The 19,497-nt window shown below is 72.6% G+C and carries 16 protein-coding genes; 7 read left to right on the top strand and 9 right to left on the bottom strand.

Annotation, left to right across the window (positions count from 1 at the left end; all coding sequences use genetic code 11):
* Positions 1-27: 27 nt before the first annotated feature.
* Positions 28-1,146 (bottom strand): 1-aminocyclopropane-1-carboxylate deaminase/D-cysteine desulfhydrase, encoded by a 1,119-nt coding sequence (locus DB32_RS06020; protein WP_240481165.1) that lies wholly within the window; start codon positions 1,144-1,146, stop codon positions 28-30.
* Between the two features lie 61 nt (positions 1,147-1,207).
* On the opposite strand from DB32_RS06020, the gene DB32_RS06015 reads away from it, so the two are divergent.
* On the top strand, positions 1,208-2,323 hold the full coding sequence (locus DB32_RS06015) for a Rieske 2Fe-2S domain-containing protein (protein WP_240481164.1): 1,116 nt from the start codon (positions 1,208-1,210) through the stop codon (positions 2,321-2,323).
* Positions 2,320-4,035 carry an aldo/keto reductase gene (locus DB32_RS06010; RefSeq protein WP_053231458.1) on the top strand — a complete coding sequence of 572 codons (1,716 nt, stop codon included), beginning with the start codon at positions 2,320-2,322 and terminating at the stop codon, positions 4,033-4,035. The genes DB32_RS06015 and DB32_RS06010 overlap by 4 nt, the downstream gene beginning before the upstream one ends.
* A gap of 40 nt (positions 4,036-4,075) precedes the next feature.
* On the opposite strand, the gene DB32_RS06005 is transcribed toward DB32_RS06010, so the two are convergent.
* The 3 genes from DB32_RS06005 to hppD all read right to left on the bottom strand — a co-directional run bounded on the left by DB32_RS06005 (position 4,076) and on the right by hppD (position 7,029).
* The gene (locus DB32_RS06005; RefSeq protein ID WP_157068762.1) at positions 4,076-5,260 is read right to left on the bottom strand and encodes a hypothetical protein; all 1,185 of its coding nucleotides are present in this window, start codon (positions 5,258-5,260) and stop codon (positions 4,076-4,078) included.
* A gap of 36 nt (positions 5,261-5,296) precedes the next feature.
* Positions 5,297-5,890 carry a hypothetical protein gene (locus DB32_RS06000; protein WP_053231456.1) on the bottom strand — a complete coding sequence of 198 codons (594 nt, stop codon included), beginning with the start codon at positions 5,888-5,890 and terminating at the stop codon, positions 5,297-5,299.
* 98 nt (positions 5,891-5,988) lie between these two features.
* Positions 5,989-7,029: a 4-hydroxyphenylpyruvate dioxygenase gene (gene hppD / locus DB32_RS05995; protein ID WP_053231455.1), complete on the bottom strand. Its 1,041-nt coding sequence runs from the start codon at positions 7,027-7,029 to the stop codon at positions 5,989-5,991.
* Between hppD and DB32_RS05990 the strand changes: the two genes are divergently transcribed.
* Positions 6,989-8,044 carry a LysR family transcriptional regulator gene (locus tag DB32_RS05990; RefSeq protein WP_083457179.1) on the top strand — a complete coding sequence of 352 codons (1,056 nt, stop codon included), beginning with the start codon at positions 6,989-6,991 and terminating at the stop codon, positions 8,042-8,044. The two genes, hppD and DB32_RS05990, sit on opposite strands and share 41 nt — an antisense overlap.
* 45 nt (positions 8,045-8,089) lie before the next feature.
* On the opposite strand, the gene DB32_RS05985 is transcribed toward DB32_RS05990, so the two are convergent.
* From DB32_RS05985 to DB32_RS05975, 3 genes are all read right to left on the bottom strand, one after another.
* Complete coding sequence (locus tag DB32_RS05985; RefSeq protein ID WP_053231453.1) at positions 8,090-8,548, bottom strand: hypothetical protein; 459 nt, start codon at positions 8,546-8,548, stop codon at positions 8,090-8,092.
* A gap of 9 nt (positions 8,549-8,557) precedes the next feature.
* Positions 8,558-8,734: a hypothetical protein gene (locus tag DB32_RS05980; RefSeq protein ID WP_157068761.1), complete on the bottom strand. Its 177-nt coding sequence runs from the start codon at positions 8,732-8,734 to the stop codon at positions 8,558-8,560.
* A gap of 87 nt (positions 8,735-8,821) precedes the next feature.
* Positions 8,822-10,120, bottom strand: coding sequence for a CBS domain-containing protein (locus tag DB32_RS05975; protein ID WP_169791356.1), 1,299 nt, complete (start codon positions 10,118-10,120; stop codon positions 8,822-8,824).
* 109 nt (positions 10,121-10,229) lie between these two features.
* Here DB32_RS05975 and ligD point away from each other — a divergent pair, with 109 nt between their 5' ends.
* The 3 genes from ligD to DB32_RS05960 all read left to right on the top strand — a co-directional run bounded on the left by ligD (position 10,230) and on the right by DB32_RS05960 (position 13,889).
* Entirely contained in the window at positions 10,230-11,627 is a 1,398-nt protein-coding gene (gene ligD, locus DB32_RS05970; protein ID WP_053231450.1) for a non-homologous end-joining DNA ligase, read from the top strand.
* The gene (locus DB32_RS05965; RefSeq protein ID WP_083457178.1) at positions 11,627-12,757 is read left to right on the top strand and encodes an ATP-dependent DNA ligase; all 1,131 of its coding nucleotides are present in this window, start codon (positions 11,627-11,629) and stop codon (positions 12,755-12,757) included. Before ligD ends, DB32_RS05965 begins: the two co-directional genes overlap by 1 nt.
* A 124-nt stretch (positions 12,758-12,881) precedes the next feature.
* Complete coding sequence (locus DB32_RS05960) at positions 12,882-13,889, top strand: hypothetical protein (RefSeq protein WP_157068760.1); 1,008 nt, start codon at positions 12,882-12,884, stop codon at positions 13,887-13,889.
* Between the two features lie 3 nt (positions 13,890-13,892).
* Here the strand turns inward: DB32_RS05960 and DB32_RS05955 are convergent, their stop codons facing one another.
* Positions 13,893-14,750, bottom strand: a complete 858-nt coding sequence (locus DB32_RS05955) for an SDR family oxidoreductase (protein WP_053231448.1) — start codon at positions 14,748-14,750, stop codon at positions 13,893-13,895.
* 111 nt (positions 14,751-14,861) lie between these two features.
* On the opposite strand from DB32_RS05955, the gene DB32_RS05950 reads away from it, so the two are divergent.
* A complete protein-coding gene (locus DB32_RS05950) occupies positions 14,862-17,054 on the top strand; it encodes a hybrid sensor histidine kinase/response regulator (protein WP_053231447.1) in 2,193 nt (730 codons plus the stop codon).
* Positions 17,055-17,070: 16 nt separating this feature from the next.
* Here DB32_RS05950 and DB32_RS49415 read toward each other — a convergent pair whose 3' ends face one another.
* Positions 17,071-19,104 (bottom strand): erythromycin esterase family protein, encoded by a 2,034-nt coding sequence (locus DB32_RS49415; protein WP_053231446.1) that lies wholly within the window; start codon positions 19,102-19,104, stop codon positions 17,071-17,073.
* Positions 19,105-19,497 lie beyond the last annotated feature (393 nt).

Genomic DNA, 19,497 nt, shown 5'->3' with positions numbered 1-19,497 from the left:
GGGGCCGCGGCCCGCGCGCCGGTACCCTCACGCGACCTCGGGCGCGTCGAGCAGCGCGCGCAGCCGCGGCGGCAGCTTCTCTCGCGCGTGCGGCGAGGGCGCGGGGCGCGCCGCGGAGAGCGTGCTCCAGAGCATCACGTTCTTCCCGCGCCATCGAGGCTCGGCCGCGATCGCGCGCAATCCGTCGAGCGCCTTGCCGCTGTACGTGACCTCGCCTTCGGCGCCGATGATCGCGCGCACGTGATCGATCGCGTCGATCGCCGCAGGCGTGGGGTGCCCGTAGCCGGGACCGATCGCGCCGTGGTGCAGCGAGAATCGCGCGCGGCCACGCTGTCGCTTCCAGCGCTCGGGATCGCGCGCCTCGAGGAAGCGATCCGTCGCCGCGATCACCCCGCCGATCGTCAGGCGGTTCGTCGTCAGCAGCGGCGCGATGCGCACACCGACGAGCTCGGTGTCCCAGCCGAGCCATGCCGCACCCAGCGCGAGCGCCGCGAGCGTCCCCGAGCTCCCGGTCGGCAGCACGATCGCGTCGGGCCGAGGGCACTCGCCACGCTCGACCTGCTGCGCGAGCTCGAGCATCGCGTCGATGTACCCGAGGTTCGCGAGCGGGTCCGACGCGCCGGGAAGGATCAGGAAATTCTCGCGTCGATCCCGCAGCAGCGCGTCGATCGTGCGCACGGCGGTCGTGAGGTAATTGCCGCCCCAGATCAGCTCCGCGCCGGTGTCGGCGTCGACGAGCAGCGCGTGCTTCGCGAAGCGCGTGATCGGCTGGTCGTACAGCACGACGCGCACCTCGAAGCCGAGCGCGCGGCCGAAGAGCGCCGTCGCCATCACCTGCGTCGACGCGACGCCGCCCGCGGTGACGATGCGCTTGGCGCCGCGTCGCTCCGCCTCCGCGAGCACGAGCTCGTAGCGGCGCACCTTGTTGCCACCGTAGAGCGGAGACGCGAGGTCGTCGCGTTTGATCCACAGGTCGTCGCGACCGAGCCACTTCGCCGCGTCGCTACCGATGCGCTCGACCGGTGTGGGCAGCTTCGCGAGCGGACGCCACGGCACGTCGCGCGCGAGCGCGGGCAGCGCGTCGAACAGGAGAGGTCGAGTGCGCCCGCCGACGTCGAGCGCGAGAGTGGAGGTCGCCGTGCTCACGAGCGCAGTATCGCCCGGCATCGGTCGCTCGTGGCAGGATCGCGCGCCTATGACCGAGCGCGTGGACGAGACACACGACGTGGGCACCAAGGAGCGCGACGCGTTCGCGTTCCTGCGCACGAAGGGACGCGCGTCGGTGGTGCGGCTCGCCGATCAGTGGTTCATCGCGTGCGCGGCGAGCGAGCTGAAGGACGCGCCGCGCGCCGAGACGATCCAGGACGTGCCGCTCGTGCTCTTCCGCGACGAGCGCGGACGCGCCGCGGCGCTGCTCGATCGCTGCCCTCATCGCAACGTCCCACTCTCGGGCGGGAAGGTCGTCGCGTCGGAGGGCACGATCGAGTGCCCGTACCACGGCTGGCGTTTCGATCGCGAAGGCGCGTGCCGCGCGATCCCCTCGTTCTGCGGCGAGCCGGGCGCGAAGGCGCGCACCGCGCCCGCGTTCCCGGTGATCGAGCAGGACGGTTGGATCTGGGTCTACAGCACGCCGTTCGCGCATCCGGGCGCGCCGATGCCGAGCAAGCAGCCGCACCGCTTCGCGCTCGCGAGCGAGCCCGGATACACGACGGTGCACCAGACCGTGGAGGCCGAGGGCACGATGTACTCGGCGATCGAGAACGCGCTCGACGTGCCCCACACCGCGTTCCTGCATCGCGGGTTGTTCCGCTCGGAGAGCCGCGGCGTGACGCTCACCGTGAAGGTGCGTCGCAGCAAGGATCGCGTGGAGGCCGAGTACGTCGGCGAGCCGCGCCCGCCGGGCCTCGTCGCGCGGATCCTCTCGCCCTCGGGCGGGATCGTCACGCACTTCGATCGCTTCATCCTGCCGTCGATCGCGCAGGTCGAGTACCGCATCGGCACCGAGAACCACTTCCTCGCGGACACGGTGTGCACGCCGGTGTCGGACTTCCGCACGAAGCTCCACGCGGTCGTCAGCTTCCGCTCGCGCGTGCCCGGGCACGTGATCGCGCCGTTCGTGAAGCCGCTCGCGCTCCGCGTGTTCCAGCAGGACGCCGTGGTGCTCAAGCAGCAGACCGAGACGATCAAGAAGTTCGGCGGCGAGCAGTTCGCGTCGACCGAGATCGACGTGCTCGGCAAGCACATCTGGCGCTTGCTCCGCGCGGCCGAGCGCGGCGACGCGTCGCCGCCCGAGGAAGAAGCGGAGCTGCAGCTCGTCGTGTGATCGGCCTCGGGTGCATGCGCCTCTCGGAGATCGACGAGGCGGACGCGATCGCGGTGCTCTGCGCAGCGCTCGGCGCGGGCGTGTCGCTGCTCGACACCGCCGACGTGTACGGGCGGGATCTGCACGACGTGCACGGCAACGAGCGGCTCGTCGCGCGCGCGCTCGCGTCGTGGTCGGGGCCGCGGCCGCTCGTGGTCACGAAGGCGGGGCTGATCCGCACCCGCGGCAAGTGGGCGAACGACGGACGCGTCGCGCACCTCCGCGAGGCGTGCGAGCGCAGCCGCGCGGCGCTGGGGGTCGACGCGCTCGACGCCCTGCTCCTGCACGCACCCGATCCGCGCACGCCGATCGAGACGAGCGCGCGCGCCCTCGCCGCGCTGCGCGATGCCGGTCTGGTGCGCGCGATCGGCCTGAGCAACGTGACCCTCTCCGAGCTCGATCGGGCGCGCGCGGTCGCGCCGATCGAGCTGGTCGAGGTCGCGATCGCGCCGGCTCAGGACAGCGTGCTGCGCAGCGGCGTGATCGAGCGCTGCGTCGAGCACGGGATCCGCGTCCTCGCGCACTCGCCGCTCGGCGGGCCCAAGCGCGCGCCGAAGCTCGCGAGCGACACGACCTTCGGCGCGCTCGCGGCGAAGCACGGCGTGAGCGCCGCGATCATCGTGCTCGCGTGGCTGCGCGATCTCTCGCCCGCGATCGTGCCGATCCCCGGCGCGCGATCGATCGCGCATGCGCTCGAGCTCGCGCGCGCCGCCGCGATCGCGCTCGACGACGCCGATCGCGCGGCGCTCGATGCGCGCATTCCGTCGGGCGTGCGCATCCGCGTGCCCCTCGAGCAGCGCAAGCCGCGCGCGGACGGCACACGCGAGGTCGTCGTGCTCATGGGCATCCAGGGCGCGGGGAAGTCGACGGTCGCGCGCGAGCTCGAGGGTCACCTGCGGCTCAATCGCGACGAGCTGGGCGGCAAGCTGCGCGGGCTCGTGCCAGGGCTCGATGCGGCGCTGCGCGACGGCGTCGCTCGTGTGGTGCTCGACAACACCTACGCGAGCCGCGCGTCGCGCGCCGACGTGATCGACTGCGCGTGGAAGCACGGCGTGCCCGTGCGCTGCGTGTGGCTCGACACGCCGATCGAGGTCGCGCAGGCGAACGTCGCGCGCCGCATCGTCGAGGCGCACGGGCACCTGCTCGGCCCCAACGAGATCCTCGCGATGTCGAAGGACGATCCGGGCGTGGTGCCGCCGCTCGCGCTGTTCCGCTTCCGCCGCGAGCTCGAGGCGCCGAGCGCGTCGGAGGGTTTCGAGTCGATCGAGATCGTGTCGTTCACGCGGCGCGCGCGCCCGGATCACACGCGCGCCGGCCGCATCGTCTCGGCCGACGTGATCGCGCGCGAGGACGTGCTCGATCGACTGCGCGCATCGCCCGACGCCGCGCTCTTCGCGTTCGCCTGGGCCCCCGGCGCGACCGAGCGCGAGGCCGCCGCGCTCGCGGTGCAGCGCGCGCGCGCCGCGCTCGATCGCGACGTCGAGCTGCACGTCTGTGCGCATCCCGCGGGGCCGCCGATCTGCTGGTGTCGCCCGCCCCTGCCCGGCATCGCGGTGCTCGCGGTGGAGCGCGCGAAGCTCGACGTGTCGCGCGTCGAGCTGATCTCGCCCCACGTCGCGCACCGTGCGATCGCCGACGCGCTGGGCGCGCGCTTCGTGCGCGTCGACGCCTGAGCGCACCACCGCACGGTTGCACGCGCAACCGTGCCGAGCGTCACGGCGGCTCGACCGCGCCCTCCGCGACGATCGCGAACGTCGAACCCTCGGCCTCCGAGACGCGCACGTGGATGTGGTTGTCGTGGTTGGGCCAGTGCTGCAGGTGCGCTCCGTCGGCGTACATCGGCAGCAGCTCTTCGGCGACGAGCTCCGCGGTGAGCGCCTCGTCCGCGCCCGACACCGTCTCGCCGATCAGCTCCTGGTCGAGGAAGCAATTCGTGACGCGCCCGGTCGCGAAGAAGTCGCCGAAGAACACCGCGTTCGCGAAGCCGTCGTAGCCGGAGATCGTCCCCGGCACGCACTCGCGCCCGCGATCGGTGCGCACCACGGTGCAGTAGCTCCGCCACTCCGAGCGACCATCGAGCCCGTAGAGCGAGAGGTCGACGTCCTTGCCGCGCTGGTGCGACGCGTGTCGCGGCGCGCCGACGTCTTCGCCCGGCGTGCGCCCGTCCCACTGCGAGAGATCTTCGGGCACGAACGGCTGCATCCCGAGCGACACGAGGCGTCGTCCCGCGTGACGCAGGAACATCAGCAGATCGCGGCGCCCGTATTGATATCGGAACACGGTGCTCGCGCTCGTCGCGTAGCCGTCGCGCGCGGGATCGTTGGGCAGCGGCAGCTGGAGAAGACGCGCGCAGTCGAGCTCGCAGGTCGCGCCGTCCTCGAACGGCACGCGCGTGATCGCCAGCGTCGCGGGCAGCGTGCGCGCGTCGCTGGTCACGCGCGCCCAGAACGTGCGGGGCTCGCTCGGGTCGAACACCGCGAGGGTGCGCAGCTCGGGCCCCGCGTCGGTCACGCCCAGCGACACCGCGCGCGCGCCGTCCCAGCGCAGCACCTCGAGCTCGATCCCTCCGCCCGCGCCGTCGAACGTGAGGAAGAACGTGACGTGCTCGTCGGGCGCGACGTCGATGCGCACCACCGCCGGCGACTCGGGGTCCAGCGCCAGCTCGTTCGCGCCGTCCGCGCCGGCGCGCTCACCGTCGAGCGCACCTTCGGGCGCGATGCCGCCGGGCGCCACGCCGGCGTCGACCTCGGTCGATGGGCGCGCGTCGGTCGCCACCTGGGCGTCGACCGGCGTCGACGCATCGAGCAGCGTCACGGCACCGTCGCCCGCGCACGCAGCGAGCACGCTCGACGCGACGAGCCCCCACGCACGCACGCGATCACGCCGCGAATGTTTCACCGCGCGATCATAACGTGCCCCGCCAGTCCCCTTTTCTCAGCCGTCCAGCGCCTGGTCGAGCGCGGCGTCGACCTCGTCCCAGCTCGGCTCGCGCTCCCACGGATGGCGGCCGATCTCGCGCAGCCCCACGCCGTCGTCGTCGACGGCGAAGAGCACGAGCTCGGATCGACAGAGCACCCAGACCGTCACCGCGCCCATCTTGTCGGTGACCTCGGTGATCGGCGGCGTGCGGAACCCGAGATCGCGCTGCGGATCACCCTGATAGCTGACCGGGCCGGGGTCCTCGCGATCCGCGGAGAAGTTCTCCTGGTGCTGCGCGACACCGATCTTCGTGTGCCCGTCCCACGCGCGGCACCGATCGCGATCGTAGAAGAACGCGAGCGACGACCAGCCCGCGGGATTGCCCGTGAGCAGCTCGCTCCACGCGCGCTCGACCCCACGCAGTCGCGCGACGTTGAACAGCAGCGGTCCGATCTCGGATGGATGTCCGCCGTCGTGCAGATAGACGCCCTGGAACCGCGGCCGCGGGCGGATCCCGAAGAGCTTCCCGAGCAGGCCCTCGGGCGCCGCGTCCGCACGTGGAAGTGGATCGGCCGCAGTCGGCATCGCGATCACCGCGCGCATCGTCATGCCGGCACGCGACAGCAGACTCCGTGCCTCCAGATGTGCATGCGAATCCGGCGACTCTCACCGTGCGCGCGCGCCCTCGAGCGCAAGAGTTGCGCGCCTCACACCACGCCGCGGCGCTCCTGATCGCGCTCGATCGAGCGGAAGAGCGCGCCGAAGTTTCCCTCTCCGAAGCTGCGGTGGTTCTCGCGCTGGATGAATTCGAAGAAGATCGGCCCGATCACGTTCTCGGTGAAGATCTGGAGGAGATACCCCTCCTCGTCTCCGTCGACGAGCACACCGCGCGCGCGGATCGCCTCGTGGTCCTCGCGCACGCCCGGGACGCGCGCGAACGCGGCCTCGTAATACGAAGGATCGATGTCGAGCGTCGCGACGCCCGACTCGCGCATCCCCTCGAGACTGCCGAGCAGATCGCGCGTGAGCAGCGCGACGTGCTGGATGCCCGCGCCGCGATATTCGCGCAGATATTCTTCGATCTGACTCCGCTCCTCACTGCCCTCGTTGATCGGGATGCAGAACGTCCCGCACGGCGAGCGGAGCGCGTACGACGTGAGCCCGGTCGCGGTCCCGCGGATCTCGAACGAGCGCACGTCCTCGAACCCGAAGACTTCGCGGTAGAACGCGCGATGTGCGCCGAGCGTCCCGCGCGGCACGTTGTTCGTGAGGTGATCGATCGCGAGGAACCCGCGGTCGCGCACCACCTCGGGCCGCTCCAGCGCGACGTAGTGGCGCTCCTCCCACGCGCGGCGGCGATCGACGAGGTAGATCCGCGATCCGCCGATCCCCTCGAGCGCGGGCGCGCCACCGAAGACGAGGTCGCCCGCGACCTCCACCGCGCCTCGGCGCACCGCCTCGCGCAGCGCGTGCTCTGCGTCCGCGACGTACCACGCCATCGACGCGATCGAGGGCCCGTGATCGCGCGCGAACGACGCCGCGAACGAGCGCGGATCGCGGCTCACGACGAAGCGCACGCCGTGCTGCGACCAGAGCTCGACGTCGCGCGACGCGTGGCGCCGTGTCCGCGAGAACCCGAGCGCGCGGAACACGTCACCGAGCGCATCGAGCTGCGCCTCGGTGGGCGCGCCGTACTCCAGGCACGCGATGCCTTCGAGGCCCAGCGGGTTGCGTTCGTTCGCGCTCATCGGTCGTGTCCTCCGTTCCTCGCGGAGGTACGCCCGTGGCTCGTTCGAGTACACTGCACGGATTCGAACATCTCGTTCAAGAACGTCGAACGTCTCGCTGGAGTCGATCGACGGCCTGCGCGCCCTGGACGCGATCGATCGCGCGGGCAGCTTCACCGCCGCGGCGCGCGAGCTCGGCCGCGCGACGTCGGCCGTGAGCTACGCGATCGCCGCGCTCGAGCGCGATCTCGCGTTGCGCCTCTTCGATCGCACCGGACACAAGGCGGAGCTCACGGTCGCGGGGCGGCGCGTGCTCGAGGCGGGTCGTCGCGTGCTCGAGCGCACCGCCGAGATCGAGACCCTCGCGCGCACGCTGCGCGACGAGTGGGAGCCCACGCTCGGCATCGTCGTGGACGGTCTCCTCCCGCTGCCGCCGCTGCTCGGCGCGCTGCGGCGCTTCTCGCGCGAGGGGCTGCCCACGCACGTGCAGCTGCGCGTCGAGCACCTCGCGGGCGTGCGCGAGCGCTTCCGCACGTCGTTGCCTGGGAGTGTGCGCGCCGACTTCATGATCGTGCTCGACTTCGTCGGCGACGAGCGCTTGGTCGCGCGCCCGCTCGCGCCCGTCGTGCTGCGGCTCTGCGCGCACCGCGATCACCCGCTGGTCGCCGGGCGCAAGCGGCGCGCGCGGGTCGATCGCGCCGAGCTCGCACAGCACGTCGAGATCGTCGTCGAGGACTCGCGACGCGATGCGCCGCCGGGCCCGGGACGTCTGTCGCTCGGCTCGCCGCACGTCGTGCGGCTCTCGGACTTCCACAGCAAGCGTCTCGCGCTGCTCGCGGGCGTCGGCTTCGGATGGATGCCGCTCCACCTCGTGCAGCAGGATCTCGCACGCAAGCGCCTCGTGCCGCTCGGGTTCGTCGAGGGCGACGAGCACGTGTTCGTCCCGCACCTCGCGTGGCGCCGCACGGTGCCGCTCGGGCGAGCAGCGCAGCGCTTCCTCGCGCTCCTCGAGGACGCGATGGGCGCGAAGCGCTGAGCGTCGCATCGCGCCTCGCCGAGCGCGTCGCCGTCCCACTCGAGCTCAGCGGCGGCCGCGCGGGCCGCGCATCGTGAACTCGGGCGGATCGCTCGCCGGGAACGACTCGAGCCCGGCCTCGTCGACGGGATCCGACGCGATGTCGTCCTCGCGGTTCTCACTGCTCGCCCCCGCGCGCTCGGGCTCGTGGCGCAGTCCGAGAACCGGCGTGTGCATCGGGCCCGCGGCCTCGAGCACGCGACGCGCCCAGCGTGCGTGCTCGTCGTCGGGCGCGATCACGTCGACGATCAGGTCGTCCTCGGTGACCTCGTCGGCGAGCGCGAGCGCCTGATCGGGCGCGACGCCGACCTCGATCAGCGCGCGGCGGACGTCGTCGGCGTCCTTCAGCTCGTGCGGGCGACGCACGTGGATGTGCTCGTCGGCGAACCCCGCCGCGTGCAGATCGCGAACGGCGTGATCGGCGTCGTGGCGCGTGCGGAAGATGGCTGCGACCTGCTGCGGCATGGGACCTCCTCACATCGGATCGTCGTCGTCGATGCGCCCGTCGCTGTCGATCAGCAGCGCGTCGTCGGCGCCACCGCCGAGGTCCTCCGCGCCGGTGCTCGTGGTCTCGGGCGCGCGCTGATCGGTGTCGGGCATGCACGCCGAGGCGAGCAGCATCGTGAGCACGATCAGGAGGCGCGCGCGCATGACCGCGCTCCGGTGCATGGAAGATGCCCGGAGCTCACGAGAGGCACGACGCGACGGCCGCGTGCTCCGGGTGCGCGGGCTGCTCGCTCACCCGTAGAGCAACGCGCGCAGATCACCGCGCGTGACGATGCCGACGAGCACGCCGTCGCGCATCACCGGCAGTCGCCCGATGCGGTGCTGCGCCATCCGATCGAGCGCTTCCTCGACCGATGCGCACGCGTCGACGGTGCGCACCGGCGCGGACATGCAGCTGCCCGCGGCGAGGTGGAGGCGCCCTTCGCGCTCGGCGCGCTCCACGTCGTCGCTCGACACGATGCCGACCAGCGCGCCAGCGTTCACGACCGGGACGCCCGACACGCGCCACGACGGGAGCTCGTCGCGCAGCCGCGCGAGCGGATGATCGGGCGTGATCGTCCGCACCGGGCTGCGCATCACGTCGGTCACGCGCAGAGGGCGCGGCGCATGGCGCGCGATCGCCTCGCGGAGCGCGTGAACCAGCGCGTCGCCCGTGGTGTCGCGGATCGAGAGCGAGGCCGCGGTCGGGTGCCCACCTCCGCCCATCGCGCCGAGCAGCGACGCCACGTCGATCGTGCCCTCGCGCGCTCGCGCGACGACGTTCGCGCGCCCTCGACGCGGCACCGTCGCGACCAGGAAGAGCGCGTGCGGGAGCTCGAGCCGGAAGAGCTCCGACGCGACCTCGTCGAGGCCTTCGCACGGCGCGTCGAGCTCGACCGCGGCGATCGCGACCCGGAGCCCCGACGCGCGCGTGGTCTCGAGCGCGTCGAGCGCGGACGCGAGCGCCACGCGCTGCGCCTCGGTGAACGGCACCGATAGGAAGCGGCTCATCACGCGCATGCTGGCGCCGCGCGAGAGGAGGTGCGCGAGCGCCTCGGCGTCGCGCGACGTGGTGCTCGCGTACTGCAGCGAGCCGGTGTCGGCGTGGATGCCGAGCGCGAAGAGCGTCGCCTCGACCTCGTCGATCTCGATGCCGCGCGCGCGCATCGCCTCGATCAACAGCGTCGTCGCGGAGCCCACCGGCTCGACGCGCAGCACGTCGGCGCGCACGTCGTCGTCGGACGCCGGGTGATGATCCCAGACGTGCACCTCGAGCTCGCGTTGCTCGGCCCGCGCGAGCAGCGCGGGGATCGCGCGCAGCCGCGAGGTGCGTCGCACGTCGACGATGATCAGGCGGGTGATCGCCGAGGCGTCGACGTCGGAGGGCGCGAGCCAGGGGAAGCGATCGCGATGCAGCGCCGCGAACTCGCGCACCCCGCGCGCGAGCCCGCTCGTCATCACCACCGTCGCGCCTGCGTAGAGCTTGCGCGCCGCCATCGCCGCCGCGAACGCGTCGAAGTCCGCCGAAGCGTGGGTGACGACGAGATCCACGCCCATCAACTAAGCACGACGAGGAGAGCCGGATCTCTGCGCACTCCTGCTTTCGTGAGAGGTGCGGCGAATTTTCGCGAGACGCGCGGCACGCCTATGCTGAGAGGCCGTGGCATCGAAGACCGAGAAGCGCGTGCTCGAGATCGCAGGCCGCGAGGTCGCGATCTCGAATCCGTCGAAGGTCTATTTTCCCGACGCGAAAATCACGAAGCTCGACGTCGTCGAGTACTACGTCGCGGTCGCGGAGGGCGCGCTGCGCGGCGCCGCGGGGCGGCCCAACGTGCTGGTGCGCTACGTCGACGGGATCGGCGGCGAGGTGTTCTGGCAGAAGCGCGCGCCGACCTCGCGGCCCGAGTGGATCGAGACGGTCGAGCTCAGCTTTCCCTCGGGTCGGACCGCGGAAGAGGTCGTGCCGCGCGATGCCGCCGCGCTCGCGTGGATGGTGAACCTCGGGTGCATCGAGCTGCACCCGCACCCCGTGCGCGCCGAGGACCTCGAGCATCCCGACGAGCTGCGCGTCGATCTCGATCCGGTGCCGGGCGTGCCGTGGTCGCAGCTGCGCGAGACCGCGCGGGTCGTGAAGGCGACGCTCGACGATCTCGGGCTCGTGGGCTGGCCGAAGACGTCGGGCTCGCGCGGCATCCACGTGAACGTGCGGCTGCATCCGCGCTGGACGTTCTCGCAGGTGCGTCGCTGCGCGCTCGCGCTCGCGCGCGAGGTGGAGCGTCGCGCGCCGACGATCGCGACGAGCAAGTGGTGGAAGGAAGAGCGCCACGGCGTCTTCCTCGACTACAACCAGAACGCGAAGGATCGCACCGTCGCGAGCGCGTACTCGGTGCGGCCGAAGCCCGACGCGCGCGTGTCGGCGCCGGTGACGTGGGACGAGCTCGACGACTGCGATCCTGCGGACTTCACGCTGCGCACGATGCCCGCGCGGTTCGCGCGCATCGGTGACCCGCACGCGAAGATCGACGAGACGCGGTGCACGCTCGACGCGCTGCTCGAGCTCTCGGCGAAGCAGGAAGCCGAAGGACAAGGCGACGCGCCGTGGCCGCCGCACTACGCGAAGCAGCCGGGCGAGCCGCCGCGCGTGCAGCCCTCGCGCGCGAAGTCCGGCAGCAAGCGCGCCGCGAAGAGCGCGAGCGAGGGCGCGACCGGCACCGGGCGTCGTCAGTCCACGAAGCCGCTGATCGAGATCGCGCGCGCCGCGAAGAAGGACGAGGCGCTCGCCGCGCTCGAGCGCTGGAAGGCGAAGCACCCCGAGGCCGCGTCGCACCTCGCGCCCGCCGACGTCCTCGTCGACGCGATGCGCGGCAAGAACACGACGTGGACGCGCATCCGCGTGAACCTCGAGCACGTGCCCGAGGCGCTTCGTCCCGCGCAGGAAGCGCTCGAGGTCGACTACGATCCGTGGGCCGCGCACGGCGGCGCCGACGCGATGCGCGCGCACATGCGCGACGTCTCTCGCGCGCGCAGCGCGAACCGCAAGAAGAAGAGCGAGAGCTGATGGCCACCGGACGTGCCCCGCGCTCGAAGCGCACCTCGGTCGAGGCGCCGCCGCCGCCCGACGGGCTCCCGATCGCGCCGCCGATCGAGCCGATGCTCGCGAAGCTCGGCGACGCGCTGCCGCCCGAGGGCGCGGGCTGGATCTACGAGCCGAAGTGGGACGGCTTCCGCGCGATCGTGTTCCGCGACGGCGAGCGCATCTACATCCAGAGCCGCGATCTGCGCCCGCTCGATCGCTACTTCCCGGAGCTGAGCGAGCCGCTCCGGGCGCACCTGCCGGAGCGCTGCGTCGTCGACGGCGAGATCGTGATCGCGAGCGCGTCCGGGCTCGACTTCGATCGGCTGCAGCTGCGCCTCCATCCCGCGGCGTCGCGCGTCGCCAAGCTCGCGGCGGAGACGCCTGCGTCGTTCGTCGCGTTCGATCTGCTGTGGGAAGGAGATCGCGATCTGCGCGATCGACCGACGTCGGAGCGGCGCGCCGCGCTCGAGCGCGCGCTCGCGAAGGCGAAGGCGCCGATCCACCTCACGCCCGCGACCCGTGATCGCGCGCTCGCGGACGAGTGGTTCCACCGCTTCGAGGGCGCGGGGCTCGACGGAGTGATCGCGAAGCCCGAGACGGCGAAGTACGAGCCCGGCAAGCGCGCGATGCTGAAGATCAAGCACGCGCGCACCGCCGACTGCGTCGTCGCCGGCTTCCGCTGGCACAAGCAGGGCGAGAACGAGCTCGTGGGCTCGCTGCTGCTCGGGCTCTACGACGAGAAGGGCGAGCTCCACCACGTCGGCGTGACGTCGTCGTTCACGATGGCGAAGCGGCGCGAGCTCGCGAAGGAGCTCGAGCCGCTGCGGAAGGGCGCGCTGGAGGCCCATCCGTGGCGTGAATGGGCCAGCGCGATGTCATCCACCCAGCGAATGCCCGGCGGACAGAGCCGGTGGAGCGCAGGCAAGGACCTCTCGTGGGAGCCGCTGCGGATCGAGCGCGTCTGCGAGGTGAAGTACGACCACCTCCAGGGCTCGCGGTTCCGTCACGCGACGACGTTCGTGCGATGGCGCGAGGACAAGCGTCCCGAGGGCTGCCGCTACGATCAGCTCGAGGTGACGCCGCCCTACGAGCTGCAGCGCATCTTCGGCTGAGCCCGGTGCAAGATGCCCCGGCGCCCCACGCGGACTGCGCGCGTGGTGCTCACGATGCCCCGCGAGCGGCCCGCGATCGCGTGTGCGCGCGCAGGGCACCGCGGTTGCACAGGTCACCGCCTCGATGCCGTGGCCCCACACGATGCGCGCGATCGTCATCGCTGCGCTGCTCGCGAGCGGATGCGCGCACACCGCGGGCGCGGTGGCGGGCGAAGTCGCCGAGGAGATGCCCGAGCCGCTGATCGAGTCGACGCTCGACGAGCTCGGCGACGAGGACACGCGCCGTGCGTTCGTCGAGATCCTGTCGATGCCGGAGGTGCAGGACGCGACCGCCGGGCTCATCGGCAACGTGACCGACGGCACGCTCGACGCGCTCTCCGACGAAGAGCGCGCCGCGCGGATCGCCGAGATGTCGAGCCGGTTCGTCGCGAGCGTGTCCGACGCGCTCGCGGACTCGCTCGAGCGCGACATCGGCCCGGCGGTCGCGCAGACGATGTCGCGCGCGCTGAGCGCCAGCCTGCGCCGCATCCTCGACGAGGAGAGCACGCAGGCGATCGCGGCGGCGGTCGCGCGGGTCGCGCAGGAGAGCGCGGTCGCGCTCGCCGTCGCGATGCGCGACGAGCTCGGCCCTGCGATGCGCGCCGCGCTCGCCGAGGCGCTCCAAGATCCCCAGACGCAGGCCGCGATCGCGGTCACGACGCGCACGCTCTCGCGCGAGATGGTGCTCGGCGTCCAGGACGCGTTCGAGCAGATCGAGCGCGAGAACCCGCAGACCGACACCGTCCTGACGCGACTTCAGGACGCGGCCGACGAGGGCACGAACACGCTGCAGATCGTGCTCGTGCTGGCGGTGCTCGCGCTGCTCGCGCTCGTCGCGTGGCAGGTCCACACGAGCGCGCGCGCCCGCGCCCAGGAAGCGCAGGCACAGCGCCGCGAAGCCGCGATCGTCGCGCTCACGGAGGCGCTACGCAACGCGCAGTCGCGCCCGGAGAGCGCCGAGCTGCTCGAGAGCCTCGAGCGCGCGTTCGGTCGCCGGCGCGGCCGCGAGTTCCTGCGCGAGCTCCTCGAGCGCACTCGGCGCGGGCCGGGCGGCGGTGGCCCCGGCGGGCCGCTCGAGCCCGCAGGGACGTGATCGTCACCGCGCGAAGTCGGCGACCCACGTCTCGCTGCGCGCCCACAGCTCGCGCGCGAGCGCGGCGTCGTTCGAGCGCGCGCTCGGCTCCTTCTCGCGACAGGCGTCGTAGTAGCGGCCCGTGTGCGACGCGCACTCGGGCGACGTCGCGCAGTGGAGCGAGGTCTCCGCGCCCTCGTCCGTCGAGCGCATGAAGCGCGTGATCAGCGGACGGATCGGCCACGGCACGGAGCGCCACACGTCGGACGCGATCACGCCGGGGTGCAGCGCGTAGGTGTGCACGCGGCCCTCGCCGAGCCGACGTGCGAGCTCCTTCGCGAAGAGCACGTTGCATAGCTTGCTCACCTGGTACTCGGGCAGCCCGGTGACCGTCGCCGCGGGGCGACGCAGCGCGTCCCAGTCGATGCCCTTCGCGCGGTAGTGCCCGACGCTCGACACCACGACGATGCGCGCGGGCGCGCGACGCACCGACGCGCGCTCGATCAGCGGGAGCAGCGCGGTGCTGAGCAGGAAGTGGCCGAGGTGGTTCACGCCGAACGTCAGCTCGAAGCCCTGCGCGGTGAGACCGCGTTGGCCGGCGAGCCCCGCGTTGTCGACGAGCACGTCGATCGGCTCGTCGCGCGTGCGCAGCACGTCGGCGCAGCGACGCACCGACGCGAGATCCGCGAGCTCGAGCGCGACGAAGTCGGCGCGTCCGCCCGCGCGCGTGATCTCGTCGATCACGGGGCGTGTCTTGTCCTCGGAGCGCGATGCGATCGTCACCGCGGCGCCCCGCTTCGCGAGCTCGATCGCAGTCGCGCGGCCGATGCCGGTGTTCGCGCCCGTGATCACCGCACGCATGCCTTCGAGATCTCGCGTCATCGTCGTCCTCCTCGCGCGGCGCGACTCTCGCGCGGAGCGAGCGGATCCGCAAACGCGGGCGCACACCGAAGGGGTGCATCGCACAGCACGCGAGCTGGGTATGCTGCAGCCGTGACGGCGCTCCGCGATCGCCTGCTCGACGTCACCGCTGCGCTCGCGGGCGCGGCGTCGATCGACGACATCACGCGCCTCGTGCTGCTGCACGCGCGGTACGCGGTCGCCGCGGACGCGGCGGTGATGTGGCTCGTCGAAGGCGCGCAGCTGCGCGTCGTCGCCCAGGACGCCGCGCGCGAGGACGTCGTCGCTCCCTTCGCGACGATGCGCATCGACGCGGAGCTCCCGCTCGCGGATGCGATGCGTCGGCGCGAGCCGGTGCTGATCGTGTCGCGCGCCGAGCTGGCCGCGCGTTATCCCGACGCGGAGCGGCTGCTCTCGACGCGGCGCGACGTCGGACCGTTCGCGGCGGCGTGCGTGCCGCTCGTCACCGACGGCGACGCGCTCGGCGCGTTCGTGCTCTCGTTCCGCAGAGAGCACGTGATCGACGAGGACGAGCGCGCGTTCTTGATCCTGCTGTCACGCCACTGCGCGCTCGCGCTGTGCCGCGCGACGTCGTTCGAAGCCGAGAAGCGCGCGCGTCAGAGCGCGCTGCAGACGTACGAGCTCGCCGCCGAGCTCGCGGCGGCGCTGGCGCGCGAGGACGTCGCGCGGACGATCGTGCGGCACGCGACGGCGTCGCTCGGCGCGACGCGGAGCGCGGTGTGGATCGCGGAGCCGCTCGACGGCGAGATCCTTCGCTGCATCGACGTGCACTACCCCGGCGTCGCGTTCGACGAGTACCAGCGGGTGCGCCTCGATCGCGATCTCCCGGTCTGCGAGGTCGCGCGAAGCGGGTGGCCGGTCGTGATCGCGCAGCGCGAGGAGTACGTCGCGCGGTATCCCGCTCTCGCGGCGAGCGTGGGGCGCGACACCGAGGCGCTCGTCGCGATGCCGCTGCGCGCGGGAGAGCGCGTGATCGGCGCGTACATCGCGACCTTCACCGAGCCCGGCCGGCTCACCCACGACGCGCTCGCGTCGTTCGGCGCGCTCGCGCATCACTCGTCGCTCGCGATGGAGCGCGTGATCCTCCTCGACGAGCAGCGCATCGAGCGCGCGCGCGCCGAGCACGCGAACCGCCTCAAGGACGAGTTCCTCGCGACGATCTCGCACGAGCTGCGCACGCCGCTGAACGCGATCAAGGGCTGGGTGCGCCTGCTGCGCGCCGGGACGCTGCCCGAGGAGAAGCACGCGCACGCGCTCGACGTCATCGAGCGCAACACCGACGCGCAGACGCGGCTCATCTCGGATCTGCTCGACGTCGGCCGCATCCTCTCGGGGAAGCTGCGGATGAGCACCGCCCCCGTCGACCTCGCGCGCATCGCCGCGCTCGCGCTCGACTCGGTGCGCCCGCTCGCGGAGCAACGATCGGTCGACGTCGTGACCGCGCTCGACGACGCGGGCGCGGTGCGCGGCGACGCCGAGCGACTGCAGCAGGTGGTCACGAACCTGCTCACGAACGCGATCAAGTTCTCTCCGGCCGGAGGGCGCGTGTGGCTCGCGGTGCAGCGCGAGAGCGAGGGCATGCTCTCGCTCTCGGTGTCGGATCGCGGCGAGGGGATCTCCGCGGAGTTCCTGCCCTACGTGTTCGAGCGCTTCCGGCAGGCCGACGGGAGCTTCGCGCGGCGACACGGCGGGCTCGGCCTGGGGCTCGCGATCGCGCGCAGCATCGTCGAGCAGCACGGCGGGACGATCGACGCGCGCAGCGAAGGGCTCGGACGCGGCAGCACGTTCACCGTGCGCCTCCCGATCGCATCGACGCGCACCGCCGCGACGCGGCGCAAGGCGAGCGGCAAGACCGCGGCGGTGCTGGGACCGCGCGTCGATCTGAGCGGCGTGAGAGTGCTGGTCGTCGAGGACGAGCCGGACGCGCGCGAGCTCGTCGTCTCGCTGCTCGAGGATCACGGCGCGATCGCGCGCGGCTGCGGCAACGCGCGCGCCGCGATGGAGGCGTTCGTCGAGGACACGTTCGACGTGCTGGTGTCGGACGTCGGGCTGCCCGGCGAGGACGGGCACTCGATGGTGCGGCGCATCCGCTCGCAGCAGCGCGCCGCCTCGCGCGCACGGACGCCCGCGATCGCGCTCACGGCGTACGCGCGCGACGAGGATCGCGTGCGCTCGCTCGAGTCGGGGTTCGATCGCCACCTCGTGAAGCCGATCGCGCCCGAGACCCTGCTCGCGACGGTCGCCGAGCTGGTCGCGAAGCGCTGACTCGCGCGCGGCGGCGTCAGAGGCCGGTCGGATAGGTCTCCGGCGCGTCCTCCTCGTCCCATCCCGCGATGCGATCGAGCGGCTCGAGCGCGCGCGTCTCGTCGAGGTGGAGCACGACGTCGAACTGATCGGCGAGGCGCGCGCCGAAGTAGTGGCTGCGCCGTTCGCTCTCGGGCCGATAGATCACGCCGATCGCGCGCTCGAGCCGCTGCGGGCGCAGGGCCTGCGTGAGCTCTCCACCACCGCGCAGAACGAGCAGCGCGCGGCCGACTCCGTCGCCCAGCGCGGAGGACAGCAGCGCCTCGTAGCTGCCCTCGAGGCCCGGCCGGACGCGCTTGCGCTCGACCTCGCCGCCCCAGTCGCTGGCCGCCGACACGGTGCCGTGGTGCGTCGTCTGGCCGATCAAGAGCGCGCGATCTCCGTAGCGCTCGCGCGCGAGCTGACCGAGGTTGAGCTCGCCGGTCCAGCCCATGTGCGTCGCGCGCGCGTCGCCGAGGTGCGAGTTGTGCGCCCACACGACGATGCGCGCCTCGCGCCCGCGCCGTCGCGAGAGGTGCTCGAGGAGCGCGTCGAGGGTCTCGCCCATGTGCCGATCGCGCAGGTTCCACGACGAGATCGCGCCGCGGTACATCGAGCGGTAGTAGGCCTCGGCGTTGCGCGCGAGGCGCGCGTTCTGCTCGGCGAAGAAGCGATCGTCGGCCGCGAACGGGCCGACGCGCGCGCCGGTCGTCGCGCGCGCCTGCAGCTCTCGCAGCTGCTCGACGACCTCGGCCTCGCACGTGTCGGCGCCGCGCACGCCGGTCGCGTACCCGTAGCGCTGCGGGTCGTCGCCGAACGCGTCGAAGCACGCATAACGATCGCGGGCGCGCGCTGCTGCGTCGCGATCGACGCGATCGAGATAGCGCACCACCGCGTCCATCGAGCGGTGGAGGCTGTAGAGGTCGAGCCCGTAGAAGCCGACGCGATCCTCGGGTCGCAGCGCGTCGTCGTGGGCGCGCAGCCAGGAAACGAAGTCGCGCATCACGAGGTTGCGCCACATCCAGCGAGGAAATCGCTCGAAGTCTCCGAGCGCCGCTTCGGCGTCGGCGTCCTCCTCCTCACCGCGCACGAACCGGTGGACGCGCCACGCGTCGGGCCAGTCCGCTTCCGCGGCGACGTCGGTGAAGCCGTGCTCTTCGATCAGCCACTTCGTGAGCCGGACGCGCTCCGCGTAGTGCTCGTGCGTGCCGTGCGTCGACTCGCCGATCAGCACGACGCGCGCGGTGCGCACCAGCGGCGCGAGCGGCGCGAAGTCTGCCGTCTCGCCGCGCCACGGATGCGCGTGGCGCGCGATCAACGTCGCGAGCGGATCGGACGACGTCACGCGTGCGGCCTGCGGCTTCTGCCGCGGCGGAGCGGCCTGCGCGAGCAGCGTGCGAACCTCGTCGTCCTCGGTCGCCCCGAAGTCGTCGTACCACTCGCCCACCGCGCGGAACCAGTACGGCGCCATCACGCACACGACGTCGTCGGCGATCTCGCGCATCGCGCGCAGCGCCTCTTGCGACCCGACCGGCACGGCCACGGTGATGCTCGCCGGGCCGCGCATGCGCAGCGCCGTCACCGCGGCACGCATGGTCGCGCCGGTCGCGAGGCCATCGTCGACGACGATCGCGTGTCGGCCCGTGACCGAGACAGGCGGGCGATCGCCGCGGTACTCGCGCTCGCGCCGCTCGAGCTCGTGGCGCTCGCGCTCGGTGACCTCGGCGAGGTCCTCGTCGCGCACGCCCGCGAGAAGCAGCACGTCGTCGTTCAGGACGCGCACACCGCCGGACGCGATCGCGCCCATCGCGAGCTCCTCGTGCCCGGGCACGCCGAGCTTCCGCACGACGAGCACGTCGAGCGGCGCGCCGAGCGCCCGTGCGACGTCGAACCCGACCGGCACGCCGCCGCGCGGAAGCGCGAGCACCACGCGCTCGCCGGACACCGAACGGTCGATCAGCGCCGCGAGGCGACGCCCCGCGTCGCGGCGATCCACGAAGCGCTGCCCAGGGCTCGTCGTCTGCGTCGCCATGACGTTCCTCCGGCTCCTGCGTGCGTGCCGCGGAGCGCCGTTACGATCCCGGGCTGGACATTCGATCCGCGTGCCAGGGCGGGCGAGGCGTCGAGTCGCAGCGAGGCAGAGCGGCTCGAACGGCGCGCGACGCGATGGGCCTCGCTGGAGTCGTTTCGGGACGTACACCGGCGCCACGTGGAAAAAGATCCTGCCGCCTCTTGTGACCTTCTGGGTGGCGCCTAGGAGGAGGGCAGTCGGCGGCGCGCGCGGAACGTCGCTCCCTCGGACCGCGCGCGCCGCCGACACCCACTGCGCTCGAGCCGCGTGCTGGGCTTGTGCCCATGCCGCCCAAGGCTGGCGCTCTCGTCGCCCCGAGGTTGGCGCTCACGTCCCCGAGGCTGGCGCGCTGCT

The organism is Sandaracinus amylolyticus, assembly GCF_000737325.1.
GTDB classification, from domain to species: Bacteria; Myxococcota_A; Polyangia; order Polyangiales; family Sandaracinaceae; genus Sandaracinus; species Sandaracinus amylolyticus.
The sequence above is the reverse complement of the archived record's forward strand: the minus strand, read 5'-3'. Positions and strand labels throughout refer to the sequence as shown.